Origin of the sequence: Agromyces bracchium (assembly GCF_009709675.1) — a bacterium.
In the GTDB taxonomy this organism is placed as follows: Bacteria; Actinomycetota; Actinomycetes; order Actinomycetales; family Microbacteriaceae; genus Agromyces; species Agromyces bracchium.
The window spans coordinates 21,221-47,270 of the sequence record NZ_WMLB01000031.1 but is presented as its reverse complement, the minus strand read 5'-3'; the positions used below and the strand labels follow the sequence as shown (position 1 = coordinate 47,270).

The following is a 26,050-nucleotide window of genomic DNA, read 5'->3' as shown; positions in this document are numbered from 1 at the left end:
GGAAGCCACGATGATAGTGTCCGCTGCGACACTATGTGACCGGTCACTTTTCTGACATCGCGAAATGTTAGCGCTAACGGGCCGGCGACTCACCTCAATGGAGAAGTGGAAATGGAACTCAAGACACTGTGCCGGCGGTTAGGTGCCCTCGTCGTTTCGGCCGTGCTCGTCGGTGGAGGCATGACCGTGCTCGCTCAGCCTGCGGCGGCCGCGCCAGCGCCAACGAGCGTGGCCGTGGACGCCCGGAGCGTCGACTTTGATGACGGATGGCGGTTCGCGTTGGGCGACCCCGATGGTGCGCAGGAGCCGGGGTTCGATGATTCGTCCTGGGAATCGGTTCAGGTGCCGCACGACTGGTCGATTCATCAGGACTTCGCTCCAGGCGGATCGACCACCAGCAACGAAGGTCTGCTGCCGGCTGGCGACGGGTGGTATCGGAAGTCGTTCACCCTGCCGGAATCAGCGTCCGGGAAGCGGATCAGCGTCGACTTCGATGGTGTCATGGGTGTCACCCAGGTGTTCCTGAACGGGCAGCAGCTCGGGGTCCACAACTATGGCTATACGTCGTTCAGCTTTGACATCACTGACCTCGTCCGAACAGACGGGGGAGCGAACGTCATCGCGGTTGGCGTGTCCAACATCAAGCCGAACTCCCGGTGGTACACGGGAAGCGGCATCTATCGGGACGTGACGCTGACGGTCACGGACACGGTCCACGTCGACCGGCACGGGACGTATGTCACGACCCCGACGCTTGAAGCTGATGTGTCGAACGGCGTCGCGAACGTCGCCGTCGAGACGACCATCGCGAATGATTCCGGCACCGAGCAGAACGTCGCGCTGGAGACGTCCGTGATCGATGCTTCAGGTGTGGAAGTAGCCAATGGGGTCTCACCGGCCAAATCGGTTGCTTCCGCTGGCGCTGAGGTGTTCAGTCAGAGCATCGCCGTTCCGGACCCTCGGTTGTGGTCGCCTGAAGACCCCTACCTCTACACGGTCATCTCCAACGTCACGGTCGACGGCAGCTTGGTCGACACATACCAGACGGTGACGGGCCTTCGCTCCTTCCGCGTCGATGGTCAGGGTGCGTACTTGAATGGCGAGCCGTTCGTCATCCGTGGTATGAACATGCACCACGATCTGGGCGCTCTCGGCGCTGCGGTCAACCGGAGCGCGGTCAAGCGCCAGCTCGAGATCCTGAAGTCCGCTGGCGTGAACTCGGTCCGAATCTCACACAACCCGGGCTCGCGGGTCCTGATCGAGGAGGCGGAGAAGCTCGGCATCACACTGTTGGAGGAGGCGTTCGACCAGTGGCGTGTCGCCAAGACCTCGAACGACTACTCCCAGTTCTTCCCCACCGATGCGAAGCAGGACATCCAGGAGATGGTCCAGCGCGACAAGAACTCACCCGCCGTGATCATGTGGTCGATCGGCAACGAGATTCCGATCAATGTCGCCAGCCCTGACGCTCGTGTCCAAGCGATTCAGGACGCCCAGAACCTGAACCAGTGGGTCAAGGAGATCGATACGACACGCCCGACCACGTGGGGCGAGCAGTCGCAGCAACCCAGCGACCCCTATGCGGCAATTCGCAACGTCCTGGATATTCCGGGTGTTAATTACGGAGACCGGAACACGCTGCGGTCGATCTCGCAGTCGCATCCGAACGGCGTCGTCCTGCAGACCGAGGCATCCTGGGGCTTCCGCAGCCGGGGCTACTACTACAACCCGAAGGGATTGATCGGTCGGTTCGCGGATCTCGTCGATCCGGTGAACGGTCAGCCGACCTACCCCGAATCGTGGCAGGCATCCTCCTACGACAACGAGTTCCCGTTCGGGGTCCCCGCCCTCTTCGACTCGTCGACCTCCCTTCGGCACGTCTACGAGGAGCCGCGAGTGCTCGGTTCCTACCTCTGGTCGGGATTCGACTACTTCGGTGAGACCGCGCCCTACGCAAGTGTCACCGCTCGGACGAACGCCAACGGTGAACTGGAGCAGCCGAAGAACTCGTATTCGGGCATGGTCGACACCGCCGGCTTCAAGAAGGACCTGTACTACCTGTACCAGTCCCAGTGGACCACCGAACCCATGGTTCATCTGCTCCCGCAATGGAACTGGGCAACCGGTGACACCGTGACCGTGTGGGCATACACGAACGCCGACTCGGTGAAGCTGTACCTCAACGACCAACTGATCGAGGAGAAGGCCTTCGAGACGAAGACGGGGCCGCGCGGTGAGTATCGGGTGAGCGCCAACGGGAAGCTCTACCTGACCTGGGACGTTCCGTTCCAGCCCGGTACGCTCCGCGCCGAGGCCTATCGAGACGGACAACTGGTCGCGAAGGACGTCGTGTCGACCGCGGGAGCTCCGGCGAAGCTGGCGTTGACACCGGATCGGTCGACCGCCTCACCCGATGGCGAAGAACTCGTGTTCATCACAGCGGACGTGCTCGACAAGAAGGGCGTCCTCGTCCCCGATGCCGACAACAGGATCACCTTCGACGTGACCGGTGGTGAGATCGTCGGTGTCGACAACGGCAACCCGATCAGCCTGGAACGGTACGCAGACAGCAACGTACGCCGGGCGTTCTCCGGGAAAGCACTCGTAATCGTACGACCGGACGGAACCGCGCCACACGTCACTGTGACCGCCACAGCCGAAGCGAACAAGGGATCCGGGCAGATCAAGGCAAAGGTGAAGGTGAAAGTAGAGAAGGCACGGTAGTTACGACCGCCTCCTGATCAACGCTCCACGAGTTCGGCCGGCCAACATCGGTCGACAGCCGGGACGGTGGCCCGCATCGCAGTCAGCGGGCCACCGTTCCTCGCTCTGCCCGCACCGGGCGCCCGGCGCGTCAAAGCGATGGCTGGCCATGGCACGCCGCCCCAGAGGCTGACCACATTTTGACCACACTTGGGCCATTCGAGCCGTGAACCAGCAGAGGTCACTGTGAGCCGAAACGGCCGTGATCTCGCCGTTCTGAAACCCAGACATCCTGGCTCCACGCCGCGAATACGAGCACACGGCTCATAATCGTGGTGTCGCGGGTTCGAGTCCCGCCCTCGCTACACGAAAACCCCCGGTCATCCGGGGGTTTTGTCGTTTCTCGATGCGGCGAGACTTGCTTGTGGTCTCGGCGGTGTCGTGGGTTCGAATATTGGACCTATCGTCCAATGCGCCGCTGATCTGGCATTTCTCGCGCGGGTGATCGCGTCGGAGTGATCCGCGTTCAACGCTTATTCAACGCTTATCCGGACTTTGGCCGGAGCCGCAGACCTTCGCGCTCGCTCCAGGATGCCGTGATTGCAGGTGGCCGCCGCCTGCACCATTGGTGGATATCGTTGGGCAAACGTCGATCTCACACGAGGGTGCAATGAGTGCAAGTGGTGGCCGTCGCGGAGCACGCCCCGCTCCGAGAACGCGTTCTTCGGGCAACGGCAAGAGCTCAGTCGCCGCGTGGCTGGGGATCAGCGCAGCTGTGGCCACCATCGTCGGCGTGGTCGTGGCGGTCGTCGCGTTGATGATTCAGCTTCAGGATCGTGAGAACAAGAACGTGCTCGCATGTCAGGAGATCGCCAAAGTCTTCACGAGGATGAGCGGACCTTCGGGCCTGAGCTCCGGTGCTCCCGGTTCGGACACTCGCACCGGAATCACCGAGGCGCTGAGTATCGCAGAGTCAGACAGTGAGGTAAAGGAGGCCCTCGGTGCCTACTTGGAATCCTACGATCGGGCGATGGTCGCTCGGGGTTCGGAATCCGTCAGTGTGCACGATCAGAACACTGCGTTCTTCGCCTGGGTCGACCAGTCGTATGAGGTGGGTGAGGCGTGTGCGAGCGTCGGTGTCCGACTAACAATGTCGAAGGGTCCAGATTCCGCGGACGGCAGCATCAACGCGGAAGACGCGCGGTCGTTCTGCAACGCCGCGCTTAGAGTTGCCACTGTCGCGAGCTCGTCCTCGGAGCGAGCCCCCGAGGATCAGGATCAATTGCTCGTGCTGAGCAGCGTCATCGACAACGGATTGCCCCGTGAAGTTTATGACGCTGCGATCGACCTGCAGGCCGCGTATATTGCGGGTGCGCTGGCACAGACGAAGAATCCGGCGGATCCGGCGTCGGTCGACATCGTGGCTGAGTTCTGTATCAGCGTGCCGGAGGCCGCGGCCTGGCCAGGCAGCTCGTCGTAGCTGTGTCGGGCTATCCGCACTACTCGTGCGGCACCGTGGTGAAGCCGGCCGCGATGATGTCGACGATCCAGAGCCCCGAGGTCGAGTGCGAACGCACCCGCCTGATGCAGCCTCGCGCGACCACTAGCCCGTCCCCATCGCATCTGGCGGGCGAGCGAACCCAGACTGCAACCCGCCTACGCAGCAGGCCTGACGGCCGATTCCGCTGGGCACCCAGATCGCCGTGGCGTGTATCCATGTGATCGCGCATGGCGCAGCCTGGAGCGGAAGCCCCATCGCGCTCAGTCGCGCGGGTCGCGCCCGCCGATCGTTTCGGTGAGTCGACGCGCTGTCTCCTGCGCGCCGCGGGTGATCGCATCGAAGCGCTCCCAGTCGGCGCCCGGGCCGAAGCCGCTCACGACCAGCTCTACGATCGCGTGCCCGTCAGCGTCGAACACCGGCACCTGGAAGGAGCTGACCTCGCGGTACCACTCACGGCTGTCGGCGAGCGCCCGGTACTCCTCGTTGACCTGCGTCCATAGCGCGGCGAGCTCGGCGCGGCTCGTGTCGGGATTCGCGACGACGACGTCGAACGCCTCGTCCATCGCCGTGCCGAGCGAGATGGCGTATCCGCGCTCGCGAACGCGATCCTGCATCGCCTGCAGCACCGGGCGGTCCACTTGGCCGAGGAGGTGCCGCGAGCTTTCCACCCACAGCTTGTGCGCCTCCTCGCTGGACCAAGTCGCAAGCGCCGGTGAGAGCGGTGCGGCGAACGGGAATGTCATGCCGAGCATGCTCGACAGGCCCCGGTTGGGTCGTAGGTTCGCTGCGGCGAGCACCACGACGCTGTCGCGCACGACGGTCGAGAGGATGCACTCGACGTCGGCGCGCTGGGCGAACTCCTCCATGGTGCCGCCCATCGCCTCGACGAGTCGGAGTTGCTCGCCGAACTGGTGGAGGTCGAATTGCAGCGATGGCACCGTGAACGAGCCGTACCCGCCCTTGAGGAAGATGAGCGGGAGGCCGCAGCTGCCGTCGCCGACGCCGAGGCTCGTGACATCCGCCAGCACGATCTGGTGGTCGCCGGCCGGCACGGTGTCGCGTACGTCGGCGGTGAACCAGGCGACGGCGTCGCGCAGGCGGGGGAGTCCGTCGGGCGTGGTGTCCCACACTCCGTATGCGAAGCGGTCGTCGGCGCCGCGCGCGAACTCGCGACAGAGCGTCTCGTGGCCCGAGCCCAGCACGTTGGCGACGAAGCGACCGGTCTCGATGATGCGGGCGGCGTTCCATGAGGTCGAGGTCGGCATGAACGAAATGATCGGTGGTTCCTCGGAGACGGCCGAGAACGTGCCGACGACCATGCCGATCGGGTTGCCGTCGCTGTCGACCGAGGTGATGAGGGTGACGCCCGTGGGGTACTCGCCGAGCACGGTGCGCCACCACTGCGACTTCTGCCGTGCCGACAGGGCGGCGGCGTCGGCCGGTTGCGTGGTGTGTGTCATGGTCATCCCTCGACCTCCTGTTCACGAGCACGCCGGTGTGCTGGGCGTGACGTCACGGTACCCGCGGCGCGGTGCGCGATCCGAGGTTCGTCGATACAGGAGTGCGGCATTCATTTGTGCACGGTGAACAACCTGTGCGGCGCCGGCGGGCTCGCGAAGGCGATCGCTGTGCACCATCTACAACATGATCGCGGTCCGGGCGGCGTGCACTCCGGTTCCGTCGCCCGCTGTCGGCCCGCACATTGCGAGGGGATGCCGTGTGCGGCTGCCATGGGCGGATGGAGATCAACTTCTGCATCCGCGTCGAGAACGAGCGCGCGGCCGACGTCCTCGACGCCGTCCGCGCCGTCGAGGACGAGGGGTTCGGCGGCGTGTCGTTCTCGGACGAGCTGATGGACCTGTCGATGGGCGGCGGTTGGAGCCACGACCCTTGGACGCTCATGGCGGTCGCGGCCGCGGTGACCGAGCAGATCACGATCGGCTCGATGGTCTTCAACGTGGCCAACCGCGATGCCGGCACCACCGCCGTGGCCGCGGCCACGCTGCAGGAGATCGCGGGCGGGCGGCTCTGGATGGGGCTCGGTGCGGGGACGAACGACGGCGAGGTCTACTCGCGCGACCAGATGGCGTTCGGCCGTCGGCCTGCGCCGCCGGCGGAGCGGCGCGCCTCGGTGCGCGCGTACATCGCGGAGTTGCACCGGATCTGGGCGCACGACCACTTCCTGCAGCCCGAACCGGTGCCGCCGCTGTTCTTCGGCGCGTTCGGGCCGCTCGCGGCCAAGCTCGCGGGTCGGCATGCCGACGGCATCGCCGCCGCGGTCGACGGGTACGGCGATGCTGCGCCCGGCATCGAGCAGCTCGTCGACATCGCGCGCGGGGCCCGGGCGGACGCGGGTCGTGCGGGCGACGTGCGGATCATCGCGCACACGGGGCCGGACGACGATGCGAGCGACCCCGAGTGGCGAGCCGGCTCGGCGGGCTACGACCGCCTCGAGGCGTTGGGCGCCGAGCGGCTGGTGCTCTTCATCCCGCCGCGCGTCGAGGCTGTGCGCGCTGCAGCGCGGTACCTGCCGCGCACGGTGTGAGCGGCGTTGCCGGCAGACGCGGCCTACTCGGCGAACGCCGCCGCGCGGGGGAACGTGTGCACGATCCAGATGGAGGCGTCGCCGTCGACCGCCTGCCAGCGGTGTGCCCGATCGGCGGGGTATGTCGCGTAGTCGCCGGCGTGCAGCACCTGCTCCTGGCCGACTGGTCCGACGCGGATGGACCCGTTGCGGACGAACACGTGCTCGCGTGCGCCCGAGCCGTGCGAGGCGCTCGTCTCGGCCTTGCCGTCGAGGAAGGTCTGGGCGTGGATCTCAAGGGAGCCTGCACCGATGACCTGGCTGCGGAGCACCCGGCCGAAGGACGAGTCGTCGCTGATGTCGACGCCTTCGCCGTCGCGGAGCACCTCGACGTCGGCGCGCGGGGGTGCCGCGATGAGCGTGGGCACGGAGACGTCGAACGTCTCGGCGATCGCGATGAGCGTGTCGAGGGTCGGGTTGGTGCGTCCGCGCTCCACCTTGAACAGCGTCGCCTTGGCCACGCCGCTGCGCTCGCTGAGCTGGGAGAGGGAGAGCCCATGGGCCTCGCGGAGGCGCCGAACGTTGTCTGCGAGCGCGTCGACGTGGTTGGTCATAGCTGCCATCCTCGCAGGCCTCGGGGGAGCCGACCGCGCTCCGGGTTGTACTCGTTTACGAGTACACATATAGTATCAAAGTAACCCGAGCGAGAATCCGTCGCTCACCTCAGATCGTGGAGGCATCCGTGTCCAAGGCAGTGCATTTCGAGACCACAGACGGCAAGCGCTGGATCGGCCGGCTCGACGGCGACGACATCGTCACCGCCGGCGAGGCGCCCGCACAGGGCTTCGTCCCCGACGAGGCCGGATGGACGGCGATCGTCGCGGCAGACGGTGAACGGCACGCCCTCGCCGACGTGCACGTGCTCGCCCCGGTCGCCCCGGGCAAGATCCTCGCGATCGGACTCAACTACCAGGCCCACGTGGAGGAGACCAACCTGCAGCGCCCCGACGTCCCCGTCGTGTTCGCCAAGCTCCCATCGTCGGTCACCGGGCCGTTCGACGACATCGTCATCCCGGTCGAGGAGACCCGCACCGACTACGAGGGCGAACTCGGCATCGTCATCTCCAAGCGCGCCTATCGCGTCAGCGAGGAGGACGCGTGGGAGTACGTCGGCGGCTTCACCGCGCTGAACGACGTGTCGGGCCGTCGCGCCCAGCTCGAGACGCCGATGCGCCAGTTCACCCTGGGCAAGAGCTTCGACACGTTCACGCCGCTCGGCCCGGTGATCGCGAGCGTCGACTCGGTGGCGAACCGCGACGAGATCGGCGTGAAGACCACGATCGGCGACGAGGTCATGCAGGATGGCAACACCCGCCAGCTCATCTTCGACATCCCTGCACTCATCGAGTACCTCACGCGCGGCGTCACGCTCGAGCCGGGCGACCTCATCGCGACGGGCACGCCCGGCGGTGTCGGCGACGAGCGCACGCCCCCGCGATACCTCGTGCCGGGCGACGTCGTCGCCGTCGAGGTGGCGGGCGTCGGCGCCATCCGCAACCCGGTGCGCGCCGAGGATGCCGCCGCCTCGGTGACCGACCGCGCGCAGGCGGACGCGGCCTGACCCAGGGAAGCTTGAGGAAGGACAGGACCATGAAGGTGCTCGCCGAAGGCAACAAGGACTACGTCTACAACGGCCGGTTCACCGGCCCGGTGCAGCTCGAGATGATCGTCGAGGCGGCGGTGCCGACCGAACCGGATGTCGCGCGCGTGCACTGCGAGCACGGTGCGGTGACGCACTGGCACTCGCACCCCGGCGGGCAGATCCTCGTGCTGCAGTCGGGCGTCGGCCGGGTCGGCAACGGCGAGGGCGCGCACGGCGGGCTCCTGCCGGGCACGACGGTCGAGACCCCTGCCGGTGAGCCGCACTGGCACGGCGCCGATGACGGCGGCGACGCCGTCTGGCTCGCGTTCACGTTCGGCGTCACCGACTGGACCGACGACAACCCCCTGGAGTCCTCGTGACCGCACCGCTCATCGCGATCGTCGCCGACCGCAAGACCGCGACCTCGGGCGCGTGGGTCGACATCCCGACCGACGGGCTCCCGCACACCTACGTCGCCGCGATCGAACAGGCGGGCGGCATGCCGCTCGTCATCCCGAGCCTCGACGCCTTCCTGGACGATCCCGACCGCGTGCTCGACCTGGTCGACGGGCTCTTCCTGCCAGGCGGCCGTGACCTCGACGCCGCCCTCTACGGCAGCGCGGCGCATCCTGCCAACGACCCGCCCTTCTCCCTGCGCGACGAGCTCGAGATCGCACTCACCCGCGCGGCGCGCCGCCGCGCCATCCCCGTCTTCGGGGCCTGCCGCGGACTGCAGGTCATCAACGTCGCGCTCGGCGGCACGCTCGAGCAGCACCTCGGCGACCGCGTCGACCTCACCCCGCACCGCGATATCGTCGGCACGTTCACCGCGCACGAGGTGCGGTTGCAACCGGGCACGCTCCTCGCATCGCTGGTGCACGCCGACGCCTTCGACATCGCCTCGCACCACCACCAGGGTGTGGGAGCGCTCGGCGACGGTCTCGTCGCGTCGGCGAGCGCACCCGACGGCGTCGTCGAGGCCCTCGAAGCCGGCGACGGCGCGTTCTGCCTCGGCGTGCAGTGGCACCCCGAGGAGCGGCTCGACCCCGAGGGCCTTGCACTCGTGCGCGCCTTCGTCGAAGCCGCCCGCGAACACGCAGGGGCGCGAGCGGGGATGGCGGCGTGACCGCCACGATGCCCGAGCGCACCGCGGGCGAGTGGGCGGCGCTCGCCGCCGGTATCCGCTGGCCCGAGCGACTCATCGTCGACGGCGACGCGCGCGCGCCCCTGGCGGGCGAGTCACGCGACCTCGTCTCGCCGCGCGACGGCCGCACCGCGGCATCCGTGCCATGGGGGAGCGTCGACGACCTCGACGCCGCCGTGCGCGCCGCCCGCCGCGCCTTCGACGAGGGACCGTGGCCCCGGATGGCCCCGCGCGAGCGCAAGGAGATCCTGCTCAGGTGGGTCGACCTCATCGAGGCCAACCGCGACGAGCTCGCTGCCATGCTCGCTGTCGAGATGGGCAAGCCCATCACCCAGGCGTGGACCATCGAGCTGCGCGCTGTGATCAGCACATACCGCTGGTATGCCGAGCTCGCCGACAAGGAGCTCGACGAGGTCTCGAACGTCGGCGAAGACGCGCTCGCGCTCATCACGCGCGAGCCGGTGGGTGTCGTCGGCGTCGTCACGCCGTGGAACTTCCCGCTCACACTCGCCGGATGGAAGATCGCACCCGCGCTCGCCGTGGGATGCACGGTCGTGCACAAGCCAGCGGACCTCGCTCCGCTCTCGGCGATCCGGATGGCCGAGCTCGCCCTCGAAGCAGGCGTGCCCGAGGGTGTGCTCAACGTCGTACCGGGCCGCGGCTCGGTGCTCGGCCGCCACCTCGGCGAGCATCCGCTCGTCGACGCACTCGCGTTCACCGGATCGACCGACGTGGGCCGCGCCTACCTCGAGTACTCGGCGCGCTCGAATCTGAAGCGCACGTGGCTCGAACTCGGTGGCAAGTCGCCGAACATCATCCTCCCCGACGCGCCCGACCTCGACGCGGCGATCTCGACGGCGGCCTGGGGCATCTTCTTCAACTCGGGCCAGATGTGCACGGCACCGTCGCGGCTCATCGTGCACGAGACGATCGCCGACGAGGTGATCGAGGGCGTGCTGCGCAGCGCCGCCGGCTACGCGCCGGCCGACCCGCTCGACCCCGCGACGGCGATGGGTCCGCTCGCGTCGGCCGCCCGGCTCGCCGAGGTCGGCTCGCACGTCGACCGTGCGCTCGCCGACGGCGCCACGCTCGCGATCGGCGGAGGCCTCGCCCGGCTCGACGACGGCCTCACGGGCGGCAGCTACTTCGAACCCACGGTCTTCACGGATGTCGCGCCCGGCTCCGCACTCGCGCGAGAGGAGGTCTTCGGGCCCGTCCTGGCGGTGCTCCGCGTGCGCGACGAAGACGAGGCCGTGCGGGTCGCCAACGACTCCGACTACGGGCTTGCCGCCGGACTCTGGACCACCGACGTGTCGAAGGTGCACCGCCTCTCGCGGCGGCTCCGCGCCGGCACCGTGTGGGTCAACTGCTACGAAGAGGGCGACCTCACTGTGCCGTTCGGCGGCTTCAAGCAATCGGGCAACGGCCGCGACAAGTCACGTCACGCGCTGGAGAAGTACACCGAGCTGAAGACCACATACGTTCAGCTCTGACGCGGCAGGATGGTGCCGTGACGGCGATCCCACCGGCGGACACCGAGGCGGAGGCCCCAGCGGCGCTGGGTCGCGCCGTCGCGCACTGGTGGCTCGCCCGCGCCCGAGAGGTGTCACGCACGTGGTTCGGTGGCGGTCAGGCGGGGCTCTTCGCCGCCGTCGAACGCGAACTGCCGCTGCTGGATGCGCTCCTCGACGAGTCGTCACGACGTCCCGACCCGGAGAAGGATGCCGCGCTCCTGCAGTCGGTCGCGCTGCTCTGGCCGCACTGGGGGGCGACGGGCCGGGTGACGACCACGCTCGACCGCCTCCGGAGCCTCGCCGGTCGGCTCACGGTGGACCCGCTCGCGCTCGCCTCGCCCGCCGTGCGGTCGGCGGTGCAGGACGCCGGCTGGGCGCACGCGTGGCTCGCGCTCTGCGTCGACGATGTGGCCGACGCCGACCGGGGGATCGACCTGCTCCGCCGCGCGACACCGGCCGTCGCCACCGCCGCCGAGGCCGCGAGGATCGCCCAGATCTGCGGCATCCGCGAGCTGTACGCAGGCGATGCCGATCGTGCGCGCACGCTGCTCGCGGACGCGCTCGACCACCACCTCGACGCCGGCGGTGACGCCGACGTCTTCGTGGACCTGTCGTTCCTCGCCGCGGCCGACTCGGTCTCGGGTGACCAGGAGTCCGCGTTCGACCATTGCGAGCGGGCGATCGCGCTCTGCGACGATCGAGGCGAGCGCTGGATCCGCACGTACGTCGTGTGGGCGTTCGCGCTCAGCGCCTGGCGCGACGGCGACCGCCACCGTGCCTTCGTGCTGGCACTCGACGGCATCGCCGCGGCCGGCGAGATCGGCGACGCGTACGCCGGCGCCATCTGCCTCGAGATCGCGGGATGGTACGACGCGATCGATGGCGACGTGCGGCGCGGGGCGCGATTGCTGGGCGCGGCGGACGCGCTGCGCGAGGCGACCGGGCTGCCGCTGCACTTCTGGGGCACGGGTGAGCAGCACGACGAGGCGGCCGAACAGGGCGCGGCGCGCCTGGGCGAAGCGCTGTTCGAGCGCGAGGTCGAACGCGGTCGAGCCGCCGGACTCGCCGAGGCGGCTGGTTGGCTCGCGCCGCCGCCCGCCGACCACGCCGACCACGCCGACGACGGCGTGGCGGGCGGCGACGTCGCGCATGGCGCTGCCCTCACGCCGCGCCAGCGCGAGATCGCCGACCTCATCGCGGACGGTCGCACCAACAAGGAGATCGCCCGTCTGCTGCTCATCACCGTGCGCACCGTCGAGACGCACGTCGAGCACCTGTTCGCGCGGCTCGGGGTCTCGTCGCGCGCACAGGTCGCGGCGTGGAGCGTGCGCGAGGCTATGCGTCGATCGTGAGCGCGCGGCCGTGCGCACGCGACACGCACGGGAAGAAGCACGCGTGCTCGGCCCGCTCGGCGTCGTCGAGCACGGAGTCGCGATGGTCGACCTCGCCGGCGAGGACCGGCAGCTCGCACGATCCGCAGATGCCCTCGCGGCAGGAGCTCGGCACGAAGACGCCGGCGTCGCCGAGCGCGTCGAGCGCGGAGCGGTCGGCCGGCACCAGGAGCGTGCGGCCGGTTCGGGCCAGATGCAGGTCGAACGGTCGATCGACCGCGACCTCTGTGGTCCGGCGGTCGATCGCCTCGAACCGCTCGATGGTGACGGATGCGGCGCGGCCTCGAGCCGCCGCGGCCTCGCGCACGTCGTCGATGAGCCCGGCGGGCCCGCAGCAGTAGATTGCGGCATCCGGATTCGCATCGAGCACCTCGCCGACGTCGACGCGTCCGTCCCGCGCGCTCGACCACAGCGTGACCCGAGGATCTGCGGGAAGGTGGTCGGCAAGGGCGTGGCCGTCGGCATCGCGAACCGTGTACAGCAACGTCCAGTCGGCACCGTCGGCCGACGCACGATCGAGCATCGACAGCACCGCGGTGATGCCGATACCGCCCGCGATGAACGCGTACCGCGGTGCCGACCGGAACGGAAACGTCGAGCGCGGCGCCCCGAGGTCGATCCGGACGCCGATCCGGGCCGTCTCGTGCAGCCATCGCGACCCGCCGCGGCCGCCGGCATCGCGGCGCACCGCGATGGTCCAGGCGCCGTCGTCCGGACGACCGCACAACGAATACTGGCGGAGACCGTACGGCGTGCCGACGTCGACGTGGTCTCCGGCGGCCCAGACGGGCGTGGGCGCACCGTCAGCGGGGCGCAAGCGGAGCACCGCGATGCCGGCCGCGGCCTCACTGCGGTCGACGACGGTCATCGAGATCGACGGGGTCATTGGTGCCTCCGGTGCGGGGTCGGGCGGGGATTGGCTCCAGCGTCCGGCTCGCCGGCCGCGCGGTCCATCGGTGATTCCCCCGATAGGCCGACGAAGCGCGCGATGCGAACCTCGCAGCATCCGACCGACTCGCCCGAGAGGGGCAGCCATGACCATCACCCCATCGCCCGTCACCCCCACCTCGATCGACCCCGCGTCGATCACCCTCGCCGACCTGGAGCGCGACCCCTACGCGATGTACGCCGCCCTCCGTGCGAGCGCGCCCGTCGCCCACCTCCCCGCACTCGGCGAATGGCTCGTCACCCGGTGGGACGACTGCGTCGCGATCGGCGGCCGGCACGACGACCTCGTGCCGGGGCACGAGATCGACGACGAGTTCTTCGGCTCGCCCAACGTGCTGCGCATCGAGGGCGACGAGCACCGCGCCCTCCGGGCCGGCATCGACGCCCGGCTCCGCCCGAGGGTCGTGAACTCATACATCGAGGATGCCGCGCGGCCCGTCGTAATCGAGTTCCTCGAGCGCATCCGCCCGAACGGCGAGGCGGACCTCACGAGTGAATTGTTCGAACGGATCAGCGTGCGCGTCGTCGGCGATCAACTGGGACTGGCCGACATCGACGACACCACCCTCGTGCGCTGGTTCCACACCCTGAGCGACGGCCACACGAACGCCGACGGCGACGAGGAGCGCGCGGCCGCAGCATCCGCATCTCTCCGCGAGATCGACCGCTTCCTCCGCGACCGGGTCGAGCGCCTGCGCCGGGAGCCCGACCACAGCATCATCGCCCACATGCTGCACGGCGGCATCCCCGACGGCGTGGAGCCACGCGGCTACGACGACGTGATCGCCTCGATCCGGGTGATCATCCTCGGAGGCTTCCAGGAGCCCGGCAACGCCGTCGCCAATACGTTCCTCGGCCTGTTCTCACGCCCGGAGCAGCTCACGGCGCTGGCCGCGGACCCGGAACGCCTCGCCGGTCCGGCCCTCCAGGAGGGGCTGCGGTGGATCGCCCCGATCGGCACGGTCGCCCGCACCGCCCGGAACGATATCACCCACGGCGCCATGCGCATCCCGGCAGGCGCCCGGATCCAGCTCGCTGTCGCGTCGGCCAATCGCGACGAGTCCCGCTACGAGGATGCCGACCGGTACGACCTCGACCGGATGATGCACCCGAACGCCACCTTCGGCTATGGCGAGCACTACTGCGCCGGCCACTTCCTCGCGCGCGGGATCGGACGCATCGCGATCGAGGAGACCGTGCGCCGGCTCCCTGGCCTACGGCCGCACCCCGAGCGCGCTCCGGAGGTCTTGGGATTCGTGTTCCGCGGCGCGAAGCACCTCCCCGCCGTGTGGGACGCCTGAACGCGTGGCTACGCGTGCGAGTGGTACAGGTTCCACTCCCAGTCGGTGACGGAGGCCTCGAAGGCCTCGATCTCGCGGCGCTTGACGGCCGCGTAGACGCCGACGAGCTCGGCCCCGAACGCGTTGGTGAAGAGCTCGTCGGCCTCGAGTGCCGCGATCGATTCCTCGAGCGAGCGGGGGAGCGGCGCACCGTCCGGGGTGGGCACCATACCCCGCGCGATGCCGTCGCAGGCGGCGTGCAGCATCGCAGCGGTGAGCAGGTGCGGGCTCGCGCTCGCGTCCCCCGCGCGCAGCTCGAAGCGCGTGGCGGGGCCACGCTCGGCGGGGACCCGCACGAACGTGTAGCGGTTGTCCTCGGCGACGTTGCTGCGCCGTGGCGAGAGCCCGTTTCCGCGGAGCCGCTTGTACGAGTTGACGGTCGGTGAGGCGAATGCGAGCAGCGCCGCCGCGTGCGCCTGGATGCCGCCGATCGCGGCAGTGAGCACATCGCTCATGCCGCCGTCGTCGGTCGCGAACACGTTGCGGCCGGCCTCGTCCCAGAAGGAGAGGTGCACGTGGAGGCTGCTGCCCTCCTCGCCGGTGACGGGCTTGGCCATGAACACGGCCTCGAGCCCCTCGATGCGGGCGAGCTCTTTGATGGCCGTCTTGAGGAGGAACACCTGGTCGGCGGCGACCTGCGCTTCACCGTGGTGGAGGTTGACCTCGAACTGGCCGGGCGAGAACTCGCGGTTGACGACGGTCACGCCGATGCCGAAGTCGATGAGCGCCCGGTGCATCCGGCCGACCGCGCCATCCGGGTCGGTGATGCGGTCGATCGTGTACGAGACGCCGTCCGGGGCGTACGGCGCGCCGCGACCGCCGTCGCCGGTCGGCTGCTTGAAGAGGTAGAACTCGGGCTCGCCGGCGGCTTGGGCGGTCAGCCCAAGCGCAGCGGCGAGGTGTTCGCGCGCAGCGGCGAGCTGCCCGCGGGCGCAGAGTTCGGATCGGCGACCGTGCTCCCAGAGCGAGGCGAGCACCCAGATCGCGTCGGGCTCCCACGGCGGGATGACGGCGGTGTCGGGCTCGATGCGGGCGTGCAGGTCGGGGTGGCCGAGCAGCTGCGGGAACTGCGTCTCGTCCACCGGCACGCCCAGCAGGTCCTCCGCCACGCTCATCTTCGAGTAGGCGATGCCGCCGAGGAGCTGCGGCAGAGACGAGACCGGGAACTGCTTGGCGCGCTGCCGGCCGAACAGGTCGGCGTGCACGACGCGGATGACGCGGATGCCACGCGCGAGCAGCCGTTCCAGGTGCTCCAAGCCGGGCTCGGTCTGCGAGGCCGCGGCGTCGTGGTCCGGGTCAGGGCGGCCGGGCGTGCCGGCCTCGGTGGATGAGGCGGTGAGGGTCATTCGATCCGGCCTTCCGCGAGTTCGTGGTGGGGCGAACGGAGTCGGGGCGACCGCCGCGTCATCCGTTGCTTGCGAGTGATGTTGATTATAGTACTATGACCGTATCGACAAAAGAAACAGTCGAGACGCGGACGACCGCCCACGATCACCACCGGCACGGCAAGGAAGCATCATGATCAAGCTCTACGACATCGACCACGTCAAGTTCGGCGTGGAGGACCTGGACGCCTCGAGCCACAGCTGGCAGGCCGAGTTCGGCCTGCACGAGCGCGAGCGGGAGGGCCGCACCTCGTTCCTCGCCGTCAACTACGAGCCGTACTCGATCGTGCTCGAGACCTCGAACGAGGTCGGCATCCAGTACGCCGCCTACAACCTGCACCCCGACTTCTCGCTCGACGACGCCGAGGCCCACCTGAAGTCCGTCGGCGTCGACTACACGCGCACCGACGAGGCCGTGAGCTTCACGGACCCGGAGGGCAACGGCGTGCGGTACGTGCCCTTCCGCCCCCGCACCGGGCAGGATGTCTTCCCGGTCGCCTCCCGGCTCACGACAGACCAGGGCCCCGGCCTCTTCCGCCGCATCGGGCACGTGAACTACCTCACCGCCGACGTGAACACGATGGTCGACTTCTATGTCAACGTCGTCGGCCAGCAGCTCACCGATCGCCTCGGCAGCGACGCCGGCGCCTTCCTGCGCGTCGGCGCCGACCACCACGTCAACGCGTTCGTGAACACCGGCACGCCCCACTTCCACCACGTCGCATTCGAGATGGCCGACTGGGGCATGGTCCGCCAGTCGTTCGACCACCTCTCGCAGCACGGCCGGGTGTTCCCGTGGGGCCCGGTGCGCCACGGCATCGGCGGCAACCTCGCCGGGTACGTGCGCGTCCCCGAGAACGACTGCTTCGTCGAGCTCTACTGCGACATGGAGCAGATCGACTTCGCGCACGAGGTGCGCGAGTTCCCCGACGACCGGCACAGCTCGAACGTCTGGGGCATGCTGCCGCCACGTTCATACTTCCGGTTCGACGAGGCGAGCATCGCGGCCGAGCGCGAGAGCCTCCGCGGCATCTACGAGTGAGGTCGCCGGGTGGGATGTCGCGGCATCCCACCCGCGGTTGAGACGGATGCCGCGCCCCGCCAGACTTGGACCACGCCCGCCTACGATCGGAGGTGACGTGAGCGCCGTTCGCTCCGACGATGTCGCCGATGCCCTGCGGAGGCTCGTGTTCGCGGCGCGCTCCGGCGGGCTCACCCACCTCGTCGGCGCGCTCCGGAGCGCACTCGGCGCCGAGGTCGGCCTCTTCGATCTCGGCGGCAGCATGATCGCGACCGCTCCCGCCCGCGCCATCTGGGATGCCGAAGCCGTGCGCCGCGCGGCCGGTCGAACCGGCGAGGCGAACGGGTTCCTCGTGCACCCGGTCGAGTACGAGGGTGAGCCTGTCGCGCTTCTGGCGGCGCGTGTGCACGACGACCGCGGTCGACTTCTCGACGCGGCGGCCGACCTCATCGTGCTCGAGCTCGCCCGGCTGCGGGCGGCCCAGCAGGGTCGTCGGGAACTGGCCGCGAGCCTCATCGACGACGTGCTCGCCCGGCGCGTCGACGAGGTCGAGGCGATCGGTCGGCTGCGCGCCGTCGGCGTCGACGCCACCGTGCCGCACCGGGTGCTCCTCGGCTCGGCCGAGATGCCCGGGTCGGCGCTGCAACGACTGCCGTGGGGCGGCATCTACGCCTTGATGGGGAATCGGCCCGACCCCTTCCTGCGAATCGTGCGCGACGACTCCGTGCTCATGGTCGTTCCCGACGATCCGATGGTCGAGCGGATCGCGCAGAACCTGTGCGGGCAGCTCGCCGAGATCGGCGCGCACGCGCGCGTCGGCGTCAGCCGATCGCACGTCGGCGGGGCAGGTCTGCGCGCGGCCTACCTCGAGGCGCTGTCCGCGCTGCGCGACGGTGACGTCGACGGCGTCCGTCACCCGGGCCGTCTCGACCTGAGCCGGCTGCTCGTCATGACCAACACGACCGTGCCGTTGGCCGATGTCGCGCGCGACCAGTTGCGGCCGCTCATCGAGCACGACGCCGCGCACGGCAGTGCGCTCGTCGAGACGCTGCACGTCTACCTCGAGGCCGACCGCGACGTCGCGGCAGCGACCGGCCGACTGTTCATCCACAGGAACACCCTCCGCTACCGGTTGCGGCAGATCACCGAGATCCTGGGTGCCGACATCGAGTCGAGCGCGACCATCGCGACGCTCTGGCTCGCGTATCTCGCGCTCGCGGACGAGCCAGGTCCGATGTTGGCGTCCACGACGCCTTCGGGAGCAACGCCGTCGACGGGAGCCGCATCGTGAGCCGCACGGCCCGGGCCGGGGAACAGAAGGGAGGCGGCGTGGCCGCCATCGACCGATCGGGCGACGACGTCTTCGTCGGCCTCGAACTCGAAAGCGCCGCGCCGACGGACGCCGCGGTGTACTACGAGTGGCTCCTGGGACTGTCGCCGGGTTCGCGCCCGGGCGAAGCGCTCGCGCGCGTCGGTGTCACCGCAGTGAGGGGGCAGACGGCGCCCGACGCACCTACGGGGTGGACGCCCGCGTTCCTGGTCGACGATGCCGCGCGTGCGGTGATGCGTGCGCAGCAGCTCGGCGGTCTCGCCGAGCAGGATGCCGACGGCCGCTGGATCGTGCATGACCCGGCGGGCGTGCGCTGCCGGCTCGTCGAGGCCGTCCCGCCCGAGATCGCGGGCAGGCACGCGAACGTCGACTATTCGGCGTTCGACGTCGAGGAGACCGAGGCGTTCTACCGAGCGGTGTTCGACGCTCGACGCCTGCGCATGGTCGACGACCCGTACGACATGCGGTTCCTGTGCCGCGGCCGGCGCATCGCGGCCGGCGTCTTCCGACTGCACGGCGTGGCGGGCTTCGCGGTGCGACCGTGCTGGATCGTGTACTTCGAGGTCGCGGACCTCGTCATGCACGTCGCGCGCGCCGCCGAGTCGGGTTCGCGCGTACTGATCCCGCCGACGCGCTCGCCCTTCAACCTCTACGCGGTGCTCGAGGACCCATGGGGCGACCTGTTCGCATTCAGCCAGCTCCTCCCGCGGCCGCTGCTCGGATCGCTGCCCGTCACCGACGACGACGACGCACCGGGCGAGCTCATCGACCACGTCGACCTGTTCCCGGCGCACCACGGTTCGATTGCCTGAGCCACGATCGCGCCGGCCATCCATGCACCGTGCACAACGAGCACGGTCCTGATTGGCGATGCGACCATTGGGCACCCACGCCGGCGCGCCGAGACTTGAGGCACCCATCGACCCTTCGAGGAAGTGCCACATGTCCCGAGCCAAAGTGTCAGCGACACAGAACCCCATGGCCACCAATTCCGGCCTCGCCACTCCGCCGCTCACCGGAGAGCCCGGGCTCTCCGGGCCGTACTCGGTGTTCCCGGTGACGAACGACGACGCGCGGGTGCGCGGCGAGCTCGAGCGCCTGCTCGCGGCCGCCCGCGACATCCGCCCCACCCTGCGCGAGCGGCAGGCACGCACCGAGGAGGACGGCCAGTACGGGCCGGACGTGCACGAGTACTTCCTCGAGCATGACTTCTACAAGGTGCTCCTTCCGCGACGCTTCGGCGGGCTCGAACTCGGCGTGCCCGCGTTCTTCGCCCTGATCGCCGAGGTCGGCCGTGGATGCCCGTCGACCGCATGGTGCCTGTCGCTGTCGGTCGCGCACACGCTCACGCTCTCGTCGTACTGGCCGCTCGAAGCGCAGGACGAGGTCTTCGGCAAGCTCGGATACATGATCGCGCCCGCCAGCGGCAACCCGACCGTCGCGACCGCGGTGCCCGTCGAGGGCGGCTTCCGCGTCTCGGGCAAGTGGCGCTACTGCTCGGGCGCGCCGTACTCGACGCACTTCTTCCCGACCGTGATGATCCCGGCCACGGACGACGAGCCCGAGTACCGCGCCTGGATCGTCGTCGACCGCGAGGACTACACGGTGCTCGACGACTGGGGCCGCGTGATCGGCATGCGTGGGAGCGGCTCGAACGGGATCGAGATGACCGACGTGTTCGTCCCGGCCAACCGAGTCGTCGCCGAGACCTGGACGAGCGAGGTCGCCGAGCCGACCGTCGGCTACTGCATCCACGGCAACCCGCTCTACTCGGGCGTTTTCTTCGGTTTCGCCGAGGGCGAGGTCGCGGCGGCGGCGGTCGGTCTCGGCTATGCCGCGGTCGACGAGTACGAGCGGATCATCCGCACGACCCGTGCCCCGTTCGACCCGAACGGCGGCCTCCGCGCCGATTCCGACGACTGGCGTCGCGTGCTCGGCATGGCGATGGCGAAGGTGGATGCCGCGGCCGGCGCCCTCTTCGACGGTGGCCGCAAGTACGAGGAGTTCGCTCGGCGGCTCGTCACCGCCGGCGAGACCTTCGACGCCGGCCGCGCGATGCGCCTGAACAACCAGTACTTCGTGGTCGAGGAGCTCGTCTGGGAGGCGCTGCAGGAACTCATCCGCACCGCCGGCACCGGCTTCTCGGCCGATGGCCAGGCCATGCAGCGGTACTTCCGCGACATCTGGACGACCGTGAGTCGCACCGACCAGTTCCAGTTCTTCGCGGCGCCCGCGATGGCGTTCCATTTCGCAGGCGAGGCCGGCTACGACCAGGCCGTCGAAGCGGATGGCGTGGCGGAGACGGATGATGCCACCGACGATCGTGCGCCCCTGACTGGCGGTGCGGCCGCATGACGACGACGACGAAGACCCAGGGACAGCAGACCGTGACGTACCGCGACTACCCCGTCGGCACGACCGTGTGGCAGGAGCTGGAGGCGCGGAGCGCCGACGGACTCGCCGACTTCTATGACGCCGTCCTCGGCTGGCGGCTCGAACTCGACGGCGATCGCGGCCTGTTCACGCGCAACGGCGACGTGGTGGCCGGGGTCCGCATCGATCCTGCGCTCGACGACGGTCGCATCGGATGGCGCTGCTACCTCGGCGCCGACGACCTGGATGCGGCAGTGGCCCGCGCCGTCGCGGCAGGCGCCGTGGTGCAGACGCGAGACAAGCGCATCGGAATCCCGGGACGCGCGATCGAGCTCACCGACCCCTTCGGCGCGTGGTTCGGCCTCGCCGAGCCCGATGCGGGACACGCGGTGATCCCCTCGACGGAGCTCGGCAGGATGTCACTCGTCGACCCCACGAACCACGACCTGGGCGCCGAGATCCGGTTCCAGCACGCCTTGTTCCCGGGACAGCGAGTCGAGGCACTCGACCACGGCATCCACTTCTTCCGCGACGAGGAGGGGCGTGCCTTGCGCGGCTCGTATGAGGTCGCGGAGGAGGCGCGTGCGTTCCTGCCGCCGCACTGGCTGCCGTGGTTCAACGTGGTCGACCAGCAGCGTGCGACCGAGATCGCGGTCGAACGCGGCGGCCGCGTCAACACGGTCGACAACGAGCTGAGCTTCGGCCTCTGGGGCGTTGTCGTCGACCCGGCCGGCGGCGAGTTCAAGGTGCTGCAGCTCACCACGGATCGCCTCTGACGGGACATCGGGGCGGATGACGGGGACGGCGCGACGAGCGCCGTCCCCGTCGTCGTGACTGCGAGGGCTGTTGTGTACATATGTTCCGCAGCGTTTCGTTCTCGTAAAACATCACGTTAATGGTTGTAAAAAAACCAGATCGAACGTACTGTCGGACTTGACACCGCGGCCAAGGCCGCACCCCGCACCCCTCGGCAGCGATGCCACAGCGGAGTGACATCGCCCGACCACAACCCGGAGGACCCCATGTCCAGTCCCACCCACGAGGCCGACGCGCACGCAGGCACTTCGCAGCGGCTGAGCGGCAAGCTCGGTCCGATCTCCATCGTCTTCATGGTCGTCGCCGCAGCCGCACCGCTCACGATCTTCGTCTCCACGCCGGTCAACATGCTGAACGGCAACGGCCCCGGCATCGCGTTCAGCTATATCGTCGGGCCGCTGATCATGCTGCTGTTCGGCGCCGGCTTCGCCGCCATGTCGATCCACGTCGAGAAGGCGGGCGCGTTCTACTCGTACATCACCGCGGCCATGGGCCGTCCGGTGGGCGTGGGTGCCGGATTCCTGGCCATGCTGGGCTACTTCCTCTTCCAGGCGTTCGTCTACATGCTGCTCGGCTTCTCGGTCGAGGGCCTGTTCGTGAGCCTCATCGGCACCGGCATCCTCCCCTGGTGGGGCTGGACCCTGGTCGCAGTCGCGATCGTCGCGCTCCTCGGCTACCTCAGCATCGACCTCAGCGCAAAGGTCCTGGCGGTCGCACTCATCCTCGAAGTGATCGTGATCCTCGTGATCGACTTCGCCATCCTCTTCCAGGGGGGCGGGCCCGAGGGAATCCAGGTGGCGCCCTTCTTCAGCGTCGACGCCATCACCTGGGGTTCGCTCCCACTCGGCATCCTCTTCGGCATCAGCGTCGGACTCGGCTTCGAGGCCACCGCGATCTTCCGAGACGAGGCGCGCGAGCCGCGCAAGACCATCCCGCGGGCCATCTTCATCTCGATCATCGCCGCGGCCGTGTTCTACGGCTTCGCCATCTGGGGATGGATGCAGGCCTTCGGCGTGAACGGCGTGATGGATGCGGTCGCCGAGGACCCGGTGAACATCATGTACACGACCGCAGCCGAGTGGGTCGGCCCGGTCTTCATGCAGGTCATGAGCGTGCTGGCGATCACCTCGATGTTCGCGTGCGTGCTCTCGTACCACAACATCGTCACGCGCTACCTGCACTCGCTCGGGCACTCGGTACTGCCGCAGCGGCTCACCTGGGTGCACCGCAAGCACCGCTCGCCGTACGTCGCATCGCTCGTCACGACCGCGATCGGAGCCGTCGTCCTGCTCGCCGTCGTCGTCAGCGGACTCGACCCCTTCATGGTCTTCGGATGGTTCATCGCGGTCGGCACCCTTGCGCCGCTCGTGCTGTTCACGTTGACCAGCGTGGCGATCGTCGTGTTCTTCCGACGCAATCGCGGCCTGCCGGTGAGCATCTGGAGCTCGACGATCTCGCCGATCCTCTCCTTCCTCCTTCTCGGCGCGATCGCAGTCACGGCATTGCTCAACTTCTCGGTGCTCTCAGCGGCCGACCCCGCTGTGAACGTCGTCCTGCAACTCCTGCCCGTCGCCGTCTTCCTGATCGGGGTCGTCGTCGCACTCGTCGCCAAACGCGTCGACCCCCAGCGGTACGAGGGCTTGCGCGAGCACGGCACTGCGTCTGTGCGGGTCGTCGACACCGGCGATGGGTCCGACGCGCCGCCCGCATCCGACTCGACGACGGCGGTCGGATCATCCGAGCGCTGACCGACGGCCCCGCTCCCGCCGAACGCCCGCGAGGTGTCCGGCGGGAGCGCGGCGTCATCCCTAGGGTGGAGCCGTGAGCACCACGCATGGCACCGGTCGGCGCTACGACCCGGAACGCCGCCGCCGCATCGTCGAGGCCGGCCTCCGGGTCGTCGCCGAGCGTGGCATCAGTGGGCTGACCTTCCGCGCGGTGGCGGACGCCGCCGACGTTCCGCTCGGCTCCACCACCTATCACTTCGCCGACAAGGACGAACTCCTCGAGGCGGTCGTCGAGCTCTCGCGGGAACGCAATCGCGAGTTCACCGAGCGCACGCTCCGCGACGGCGTCGAGCGGCTCGGCCTCCTGGGCGGCATCTGCAACCTCGTCGAGGAGCTCACGGTCCGCCAGCACCGGCTCCTCGTTCTCGAACACGACCTGTTCCTCTCCGCGCTGCGCCATCCTCGCCTGCGGGAGCAGAGTCGCCAGTGGTCCCACGATTTCGTCGACACGGTGAGCGAGTACACGGGCCCGGCCACGGCCGAGACGCTCGGGCTCCTGTTCGATGGCATCTGCCTCCAGTCGGCGCTCTTCGATGTGATGTTCTTCGCCTCCGACGTCGAGCCGCACCTGCGCGTGGTGCTCGGCGCGGCCGCCGACGCGCCCGTCGACGGCCGCCGTCGCTGACCTCGCCACGCCTCGGCGACGCTCGACACCGCGACGGTGTGCCCCGCGGTCGCTGCTTGCGCGGGCGTGTGTACGCGCGTTCTTACAAGCACGAGGGCGCGCCGCAGGTCATTCTGCACAGGAGTCAAGGCCCGGATTGGGCCCCTGCACAAGATTGACCGCCATGGGTCACGAGTGCGGTCCACATCGCTTGCGCACGAGCTCGGTGTGAACTAGCTTCGCCGTTACGTACAGCCGTACATAACGATGAAGACTCGCCCCGAGGAGGCCCCCCATGAGCACCACCGAGACCCGCGTCGTCGAGGCATCGATCGCCTCCGGCGCGTCCGATCGTCCGCAGACCGCCGATGAGTACCTCGACAGCCTGAACGACGGCCGCGACGTCTTCATCTACGGCGAGAGGATCGACGACGTCACGAGCCATCCCGCCTACCGCAATTCGGCTCGCTCCATTGCTCGCCTCTACGGTTCCCTCGCCGACCCGTCGCGGAACTCGGAACTGATCCTGCCGACCGATACCGGCAACGGTGGCTTCACTCACGCGTTCTTCAAGGTGCCCCGGACGACCGAGGACCTTCGCGCCGCGCGCGGTGCCATCCGCGGCTGGCAGAAGCAGGTCGCGGGTTGGATGGGCCGCACTCCGGACTACAAGGCGTCGCTGCTCATGACGCTCGGCGCCGACCCGTCGTTCTTCGGCGAGTACGCCCCGAACGCCGCGTACTGGTACCGCCGGGTGCAGGAGGAGGTCTTGCACGTCGGTCACGCGATCGTGCACCCGCCAGTCGACCGCTCCAAGCCCGCCGACGAGGTCGGCGACGTGTTCGTGCACGTCGAGGAGGAGACCGACAATGGCCTGATCGTGAGCGGCGCGAAGGTTGTCGCAACGGGGGCGCCGCTCACGCAGTACACCTTCGTCTCGCATTTCGGGGCCCTCCTCGGAAAGAAGGAGTTCGCGCTCATCTTCATGGCGCCGATGAACGCGAAGGGCGTGAAGCTCTACTCGCGCCACTCGTACGAGGCGGCGGCGGCAAAGGCCGCGAGCCCGTTCGACTACCCGCTGTCCAGTCGCTTCGATGAGAACGACGCGATCCTCGTGTTCGACCGTGCACTCATCCCGTGGGAGAACGTGCTCGTCTACGACGCCCAGAAGGTGCAGGAGTTCAACGACGGCCCGCTCGGCTGGATGCAGCGCGCCGCGTTCCAGGCGTCCACGCGTCTCGAGGTCAAGCTCGACTTCATCTCGGGCCTCGTGTCGAAGGCGCTCGAGATCACCGGCGCCGGCGGATTCCGCGGCGTGCAGGCGCAGCTCGGCGAGATCCTCGCGTTCCGCAACCTCGTCTCGGGTCTGCGCGACGGCATGATCGAGCGAGCCGAGGTGGGCCCTGGCGGCATCCTGATCCCCGACGGCCGCTACGCACTCACCTACGCGGCGACCGCGCCCGGCATGTACTTCCGGATGCGGCAGATCGTCGAGACGATCATCGCCTCCGGCCTCATCTACCTGAACTCCAACGCCGTCGACTTCCAGGTGCCCGAGTTCCGGGCCGACCTCGACCGCTACCTGCGCGGCTCGAACGGGAAGACGGCCCTCGACCGCTCGAAGACCATGAAGGCCCTGTGGGATGCCATCGGCAGCGAGTTCGCAGCCCGGCACGAACTGTACGAACTCAACTACTGGGGCCAGCCCGAGAAGACGTATGTCGACATCCTGGGCATGGCCGGCGCCGACGGCCAGCTCGATGATGCGAGGGATCTCGTGGACGGCATCCTGTCGGAGTACGACCTCGATGGATTCACCGCACCGGACCTGATCAATCCGACGGACGTCACGACGATCCGTCGCCCTGAGTAGGTTGCTTCCGCGACGGATCGCAGTGTTCCCCCCGGGTGGTTAGCTGCGTCGGCCGTATGGGCGGGAAAACTGAGATGTCGCCCACGCGTGCAGCAGACCCCCATCAAAGTGAGAATCCCTTGCTTGAAGGCAGAGACGAGCCAATGCTTACCTT

General features: G+C 68.8%; 21 protein-coding genes. 17 read left to right on the top strand and 4 right to left on the bottom strand.

The window, feature by feature from the left end; all coding sequences use genetic code 11:
• Window positions 1-111 precede the first annotated feature (111 nt).
• On the top strand, window positions 112-2,724 hold the full coding sequence (locus tag GJ743_RS13835; protein WP_155052504.1) for a glycoside hydrolase family 2 TIM barrel-domain containing protein: 2,613 nt from the start codon (window positions 112-114) through the stop codon (window positions 2,722-2,724).
• Window positions 2,725-3,478: 754 nt separating this feature from the next.
• Window positions 3,479-4,183 (top strand): hypothetical protein, encoded by a 705-nt coding sequence (locus GJ743_RS13830; RefSeq protein ID WP_155052503.1) that lies wholly within the window; start codon window positions 3,479-3,481, stop codon window positions 4,181-4,183.
• A gap of 281 nt (window positions 4,184-4,464) precedes the next feature.
• Here the strand turns inward: GJ743_RS13830 and GJ743_RS13825 are convergent, their stop codons facing one another.
• Window positions 4,465-5,670, bottom strand: a complete 1,206-nt coding sequence (locus tag GJ743_RS13825; protein ID WP_155052502.1) for a flavin reductase — start codon at window positions 5,668-5,670, stop codon at window positions 4,465-4,467.
• Between the two features lie 272 nt (window positions 5,671-5,942).
• Here GJ743_RS13825 and GJ743_RS13820 point away from each other — a divergent pair, with 272 nt between their 5' ends.
• Window positions 5,943-6,749: an LLM class flavin-dependent oxidoreductase gene (locus GJ743_RS13820; protein WP_155052501.1), complete on the top strand. Its 807-nt coding sequence runs from the start codon at window positions 5,943-5,945 to the stop codon at window positions 6,747-6,749.
• A 23-nt stretch (window positions 6,750-6,772) separates the two neighbouring features.
• On the opposite strand, the gene GJ743_RS13815 is transcribed toward GJ743_RS13820, so the two are convergent.
• On the bottom strand, window positions 6,773-7,342 hold the full coding sequence (locus GJ743_RS13815; protein WP_230386791.1) for a helix-turn-helix domain-containing protein: 570 nt from the start codon (window positions 7,340-7,342) through the stop codon (window positions 6,773-6,775).
• 128 nt (window positions 7,343-7,470) lie between these two features.
• Here GJ743_RS13815 and GJ743_RS20000 point away from each other — a divergent pair, with 128 nt between their 5' ends.
• From GJ743_RS20000 to GJ743_RS20215, 5 genes are read left to right on the top strand one after another with little or no spacing between them, the layout of a single operon-like run.
• Window positions 7,471-8,349, top strand: a complete 879-nt coding sequence (locus GJ743_RS20000; protein WP_328289188.1) for a fumarylacetoacetate hydrolase family protein — start codon at window positions 7,471-7,473, stop codon at window positions 8,347-8,349.
• Window positions 8,350-8,378: 29 nt separating this feature from the next.
• Window positions 8,379-8,750, top strand: coding sequence for a cupin domain-containing protein (locus GJ743_RS13805; RefSeq protein WP_155052498.1), 372 nt, complete (start codon window positions 8,379-8,381; stop codon window positions 8,748-8,750).
• Window positions 8,747-9,496, top strand: coding sequence for a gamma-glutamyl-gamma-aminobutyrate hydrolase family protein (locus GJ743_RS13800; protein WP_196217008.1), 750 nt, complete (start codon window positions 8,747-8,749; stop codon window positions 9,494-9,496). The genes GJ743_RS13805 and GJ743_RS13800 overlap by 4 nt, the downstream gene beginning before the upstream one ends.
• The gene (locus GJ743_RS13795; protein WP_328289187.1) at window positions 9,493-11,007 is read left to right on the top strand and encodes an aldehyde dehydrogenase family protein; all 1,515 of its coding nucleotides are present in this window, start codon (window positions 9,493-9,495) and stop codon (window positions 11,005-11,007) included. Before GJ743_RS13800 ends, GJ743_RS13795 begins: the two co-directional genes overlap by 4 nt.
• Before the next feature lie 17 nt (window positions 11,008-11,024).
• The gene (locus tag GJ743_RS20215; RefSeq protein WP_196217007.1) at window positions 11,025-12,380 is read left to right on the top strand and encodes a LuxR C-terminal-related transcriptional regulator; all 1,356 of its coding nucleotides are present in this window, start codon (window positions 11,025-11,027) and stop codon (window positions 12,378-12,380) included.
• Here GJ743_RS20215 and GJ743_RS13785 read toward each other — a convergent pair.
• Window positions 12,364-13,305 (bottom strand): PDR/VanB family oxidoreductase, encoded by a 942-nt coding sequence (locus GJ743_RS13785; protein ID WP_196217006.1) that lies wholly within the window; start codon window positions 13,303-13,305, stop codon window positions 12,364-12,366. The two genes, GJ743_RS20215 and GJ743_RS13785, sit on opposite strands and share 17 nt — an antisense overlap.
• Window positions 13,306-13,453: 148 nt before the next feature.
• Between GJ743_RS13785 and GJ743_RS13780 the strand changes: the two genes are divergently transcribed.
• Window positions 13,454-14,668, top strand: a complete 1,215-nt coding sequence (locus GJ743_RS13780) for a cytochrome P450 (protein WP_155052494.1) — start codon at window positions 13,454-13,456, stop codon at window positions 14,666-14,668.
• A gap of 8 nt (window positions 14,669-14,676) precedes the next feature.
• Here GJ743_RS13780 and GJ743_RS13775 read toward each other — a convergent pair whose 3' ends face one another.
• Window positions 14,677-16,053: a glutamine synthetase family protein gene (locus tag GJ743_RS13775; protein WP_155052493.1), complete on the bottom strand. Its 1,377-nt coding sequence runs from the start codon at window positions 16,051-16,053 to the stop codon at window positions 14,677-14,679.
• Window positions 16,054-16,225: 172 nt separating this feature from the next.
• On the opposite strand from GJ743_RS13775, the gene GJ743_RS13770 reads away from it, so the two are divergent.
• The 8 genes from GJ743_RS13770 (at window position 16,226) to GJ743_RS13735 (ending at window position 25,896) form a co-directional block, all read left to right on the top strand.
• Window positions 16,226-17,134, top strand: a complete 909-nt coding sequence (locus GJ743_RS13770) for a VOC family protein (RefSeq protein WP_155052492.1) — start codon at window positions 16,226-16,228, stop codon at window positions 17,132-17,134.
• A gap of 97 nt (window positions 17,135-17,231) precedes the next feature.
• Window positions 17,232-18,404, top strand: coding sequence for a PucR family transcriptional regulator (locus GJ743_RS13765; protein ID WP_196217005.1), 1,173 nt, complete (start codon window positions 17,232-17,234; stop codon window positions 18,402-18,404).
• A gap of 38 nt (window positions 18,405-18,442) precedes the next feature.
• Window positions 18,443-19,255, top strand: a complete 813-nt coding sequence (locus GJ743_RS13760) for a VOC family protein (protein WP_155052490.1) — start codon at window positions 18,443-18,445, stop codon at window positions 19,253-19,255.
• A 166-nt stretch (window positions 19,256-19,421) separates the two neighbouring features.
• On the top strand, window positions 19,422-20,798 hold the full coding sequence (locus GJ743_RS13755) for an acyl-CoA dehydrogenase family protein (protein ID WP_155052489.1): 1,377 nt from the start codon (window positions 19,422-19,424) through the stop codon (window positions 20,796-20,798).
• The gene (locus tag GJ743_RS13750) at window positions 20,795-21,592 is read left to right on the top strand and encodes a VOC family protein (RefSeq protein WP_155052488.1); all 798 of its coding nucleotides are present in this window, start codon (window positions 20,795-20,797) and stop codon (window positions 21,590-21,592) included. Before GJ743_RS13755 ends, GJ743_RS13750 begins: the two co-directional genes overlap by 4 nt.
• 246 nt (window positions 21,593-21,838) lie before the next feature.
• Window positions 21,839-23,380 carry an APC family permease gene (locus GJ743_RS13745; protein ID WP_155052487.1) on the top strand — a complete coding sequence of 514 codons (1,542 nt, stop codon included), beginning with the start codon at window positions 21,839-21,841 and terminating at the stop codon, window positions 23,378-23,380.
• 73 nt (window positions 23,381-23,453) lie between these two features.
• Window positions 23,454-24,044, top strand: coding sequence for a TetR/AcrR family transcriptional regulator (locus tag GJ743_RS13740; RefSeq protein ID WP_155052486.1), 591 nt, complete (start codon window positions 23,454-23,456; stop codon window positions 24,042-24,044).
• A gap of 274 nt (window positions 24,045-24,318) precedes the next feature.
• Window positions 24,319-25,896 carry a 4-hydroxyphenylacetate 3-hydroxylase N-terminal domain-containing protein gene (locus GJ743_RS13735; RefSeq protein WP_155052485.1) on the top strand — a complete coding sequence of 526 codons (1,578 nt, stop codon included), beginning with the start codon at window positions 24,319-24,321 and terminating at the stop codon, window positions 25,894-25,896.
• The last annotated feature ends 154 nt before the right edge of the window (window positions 25,897-26,050 follow it).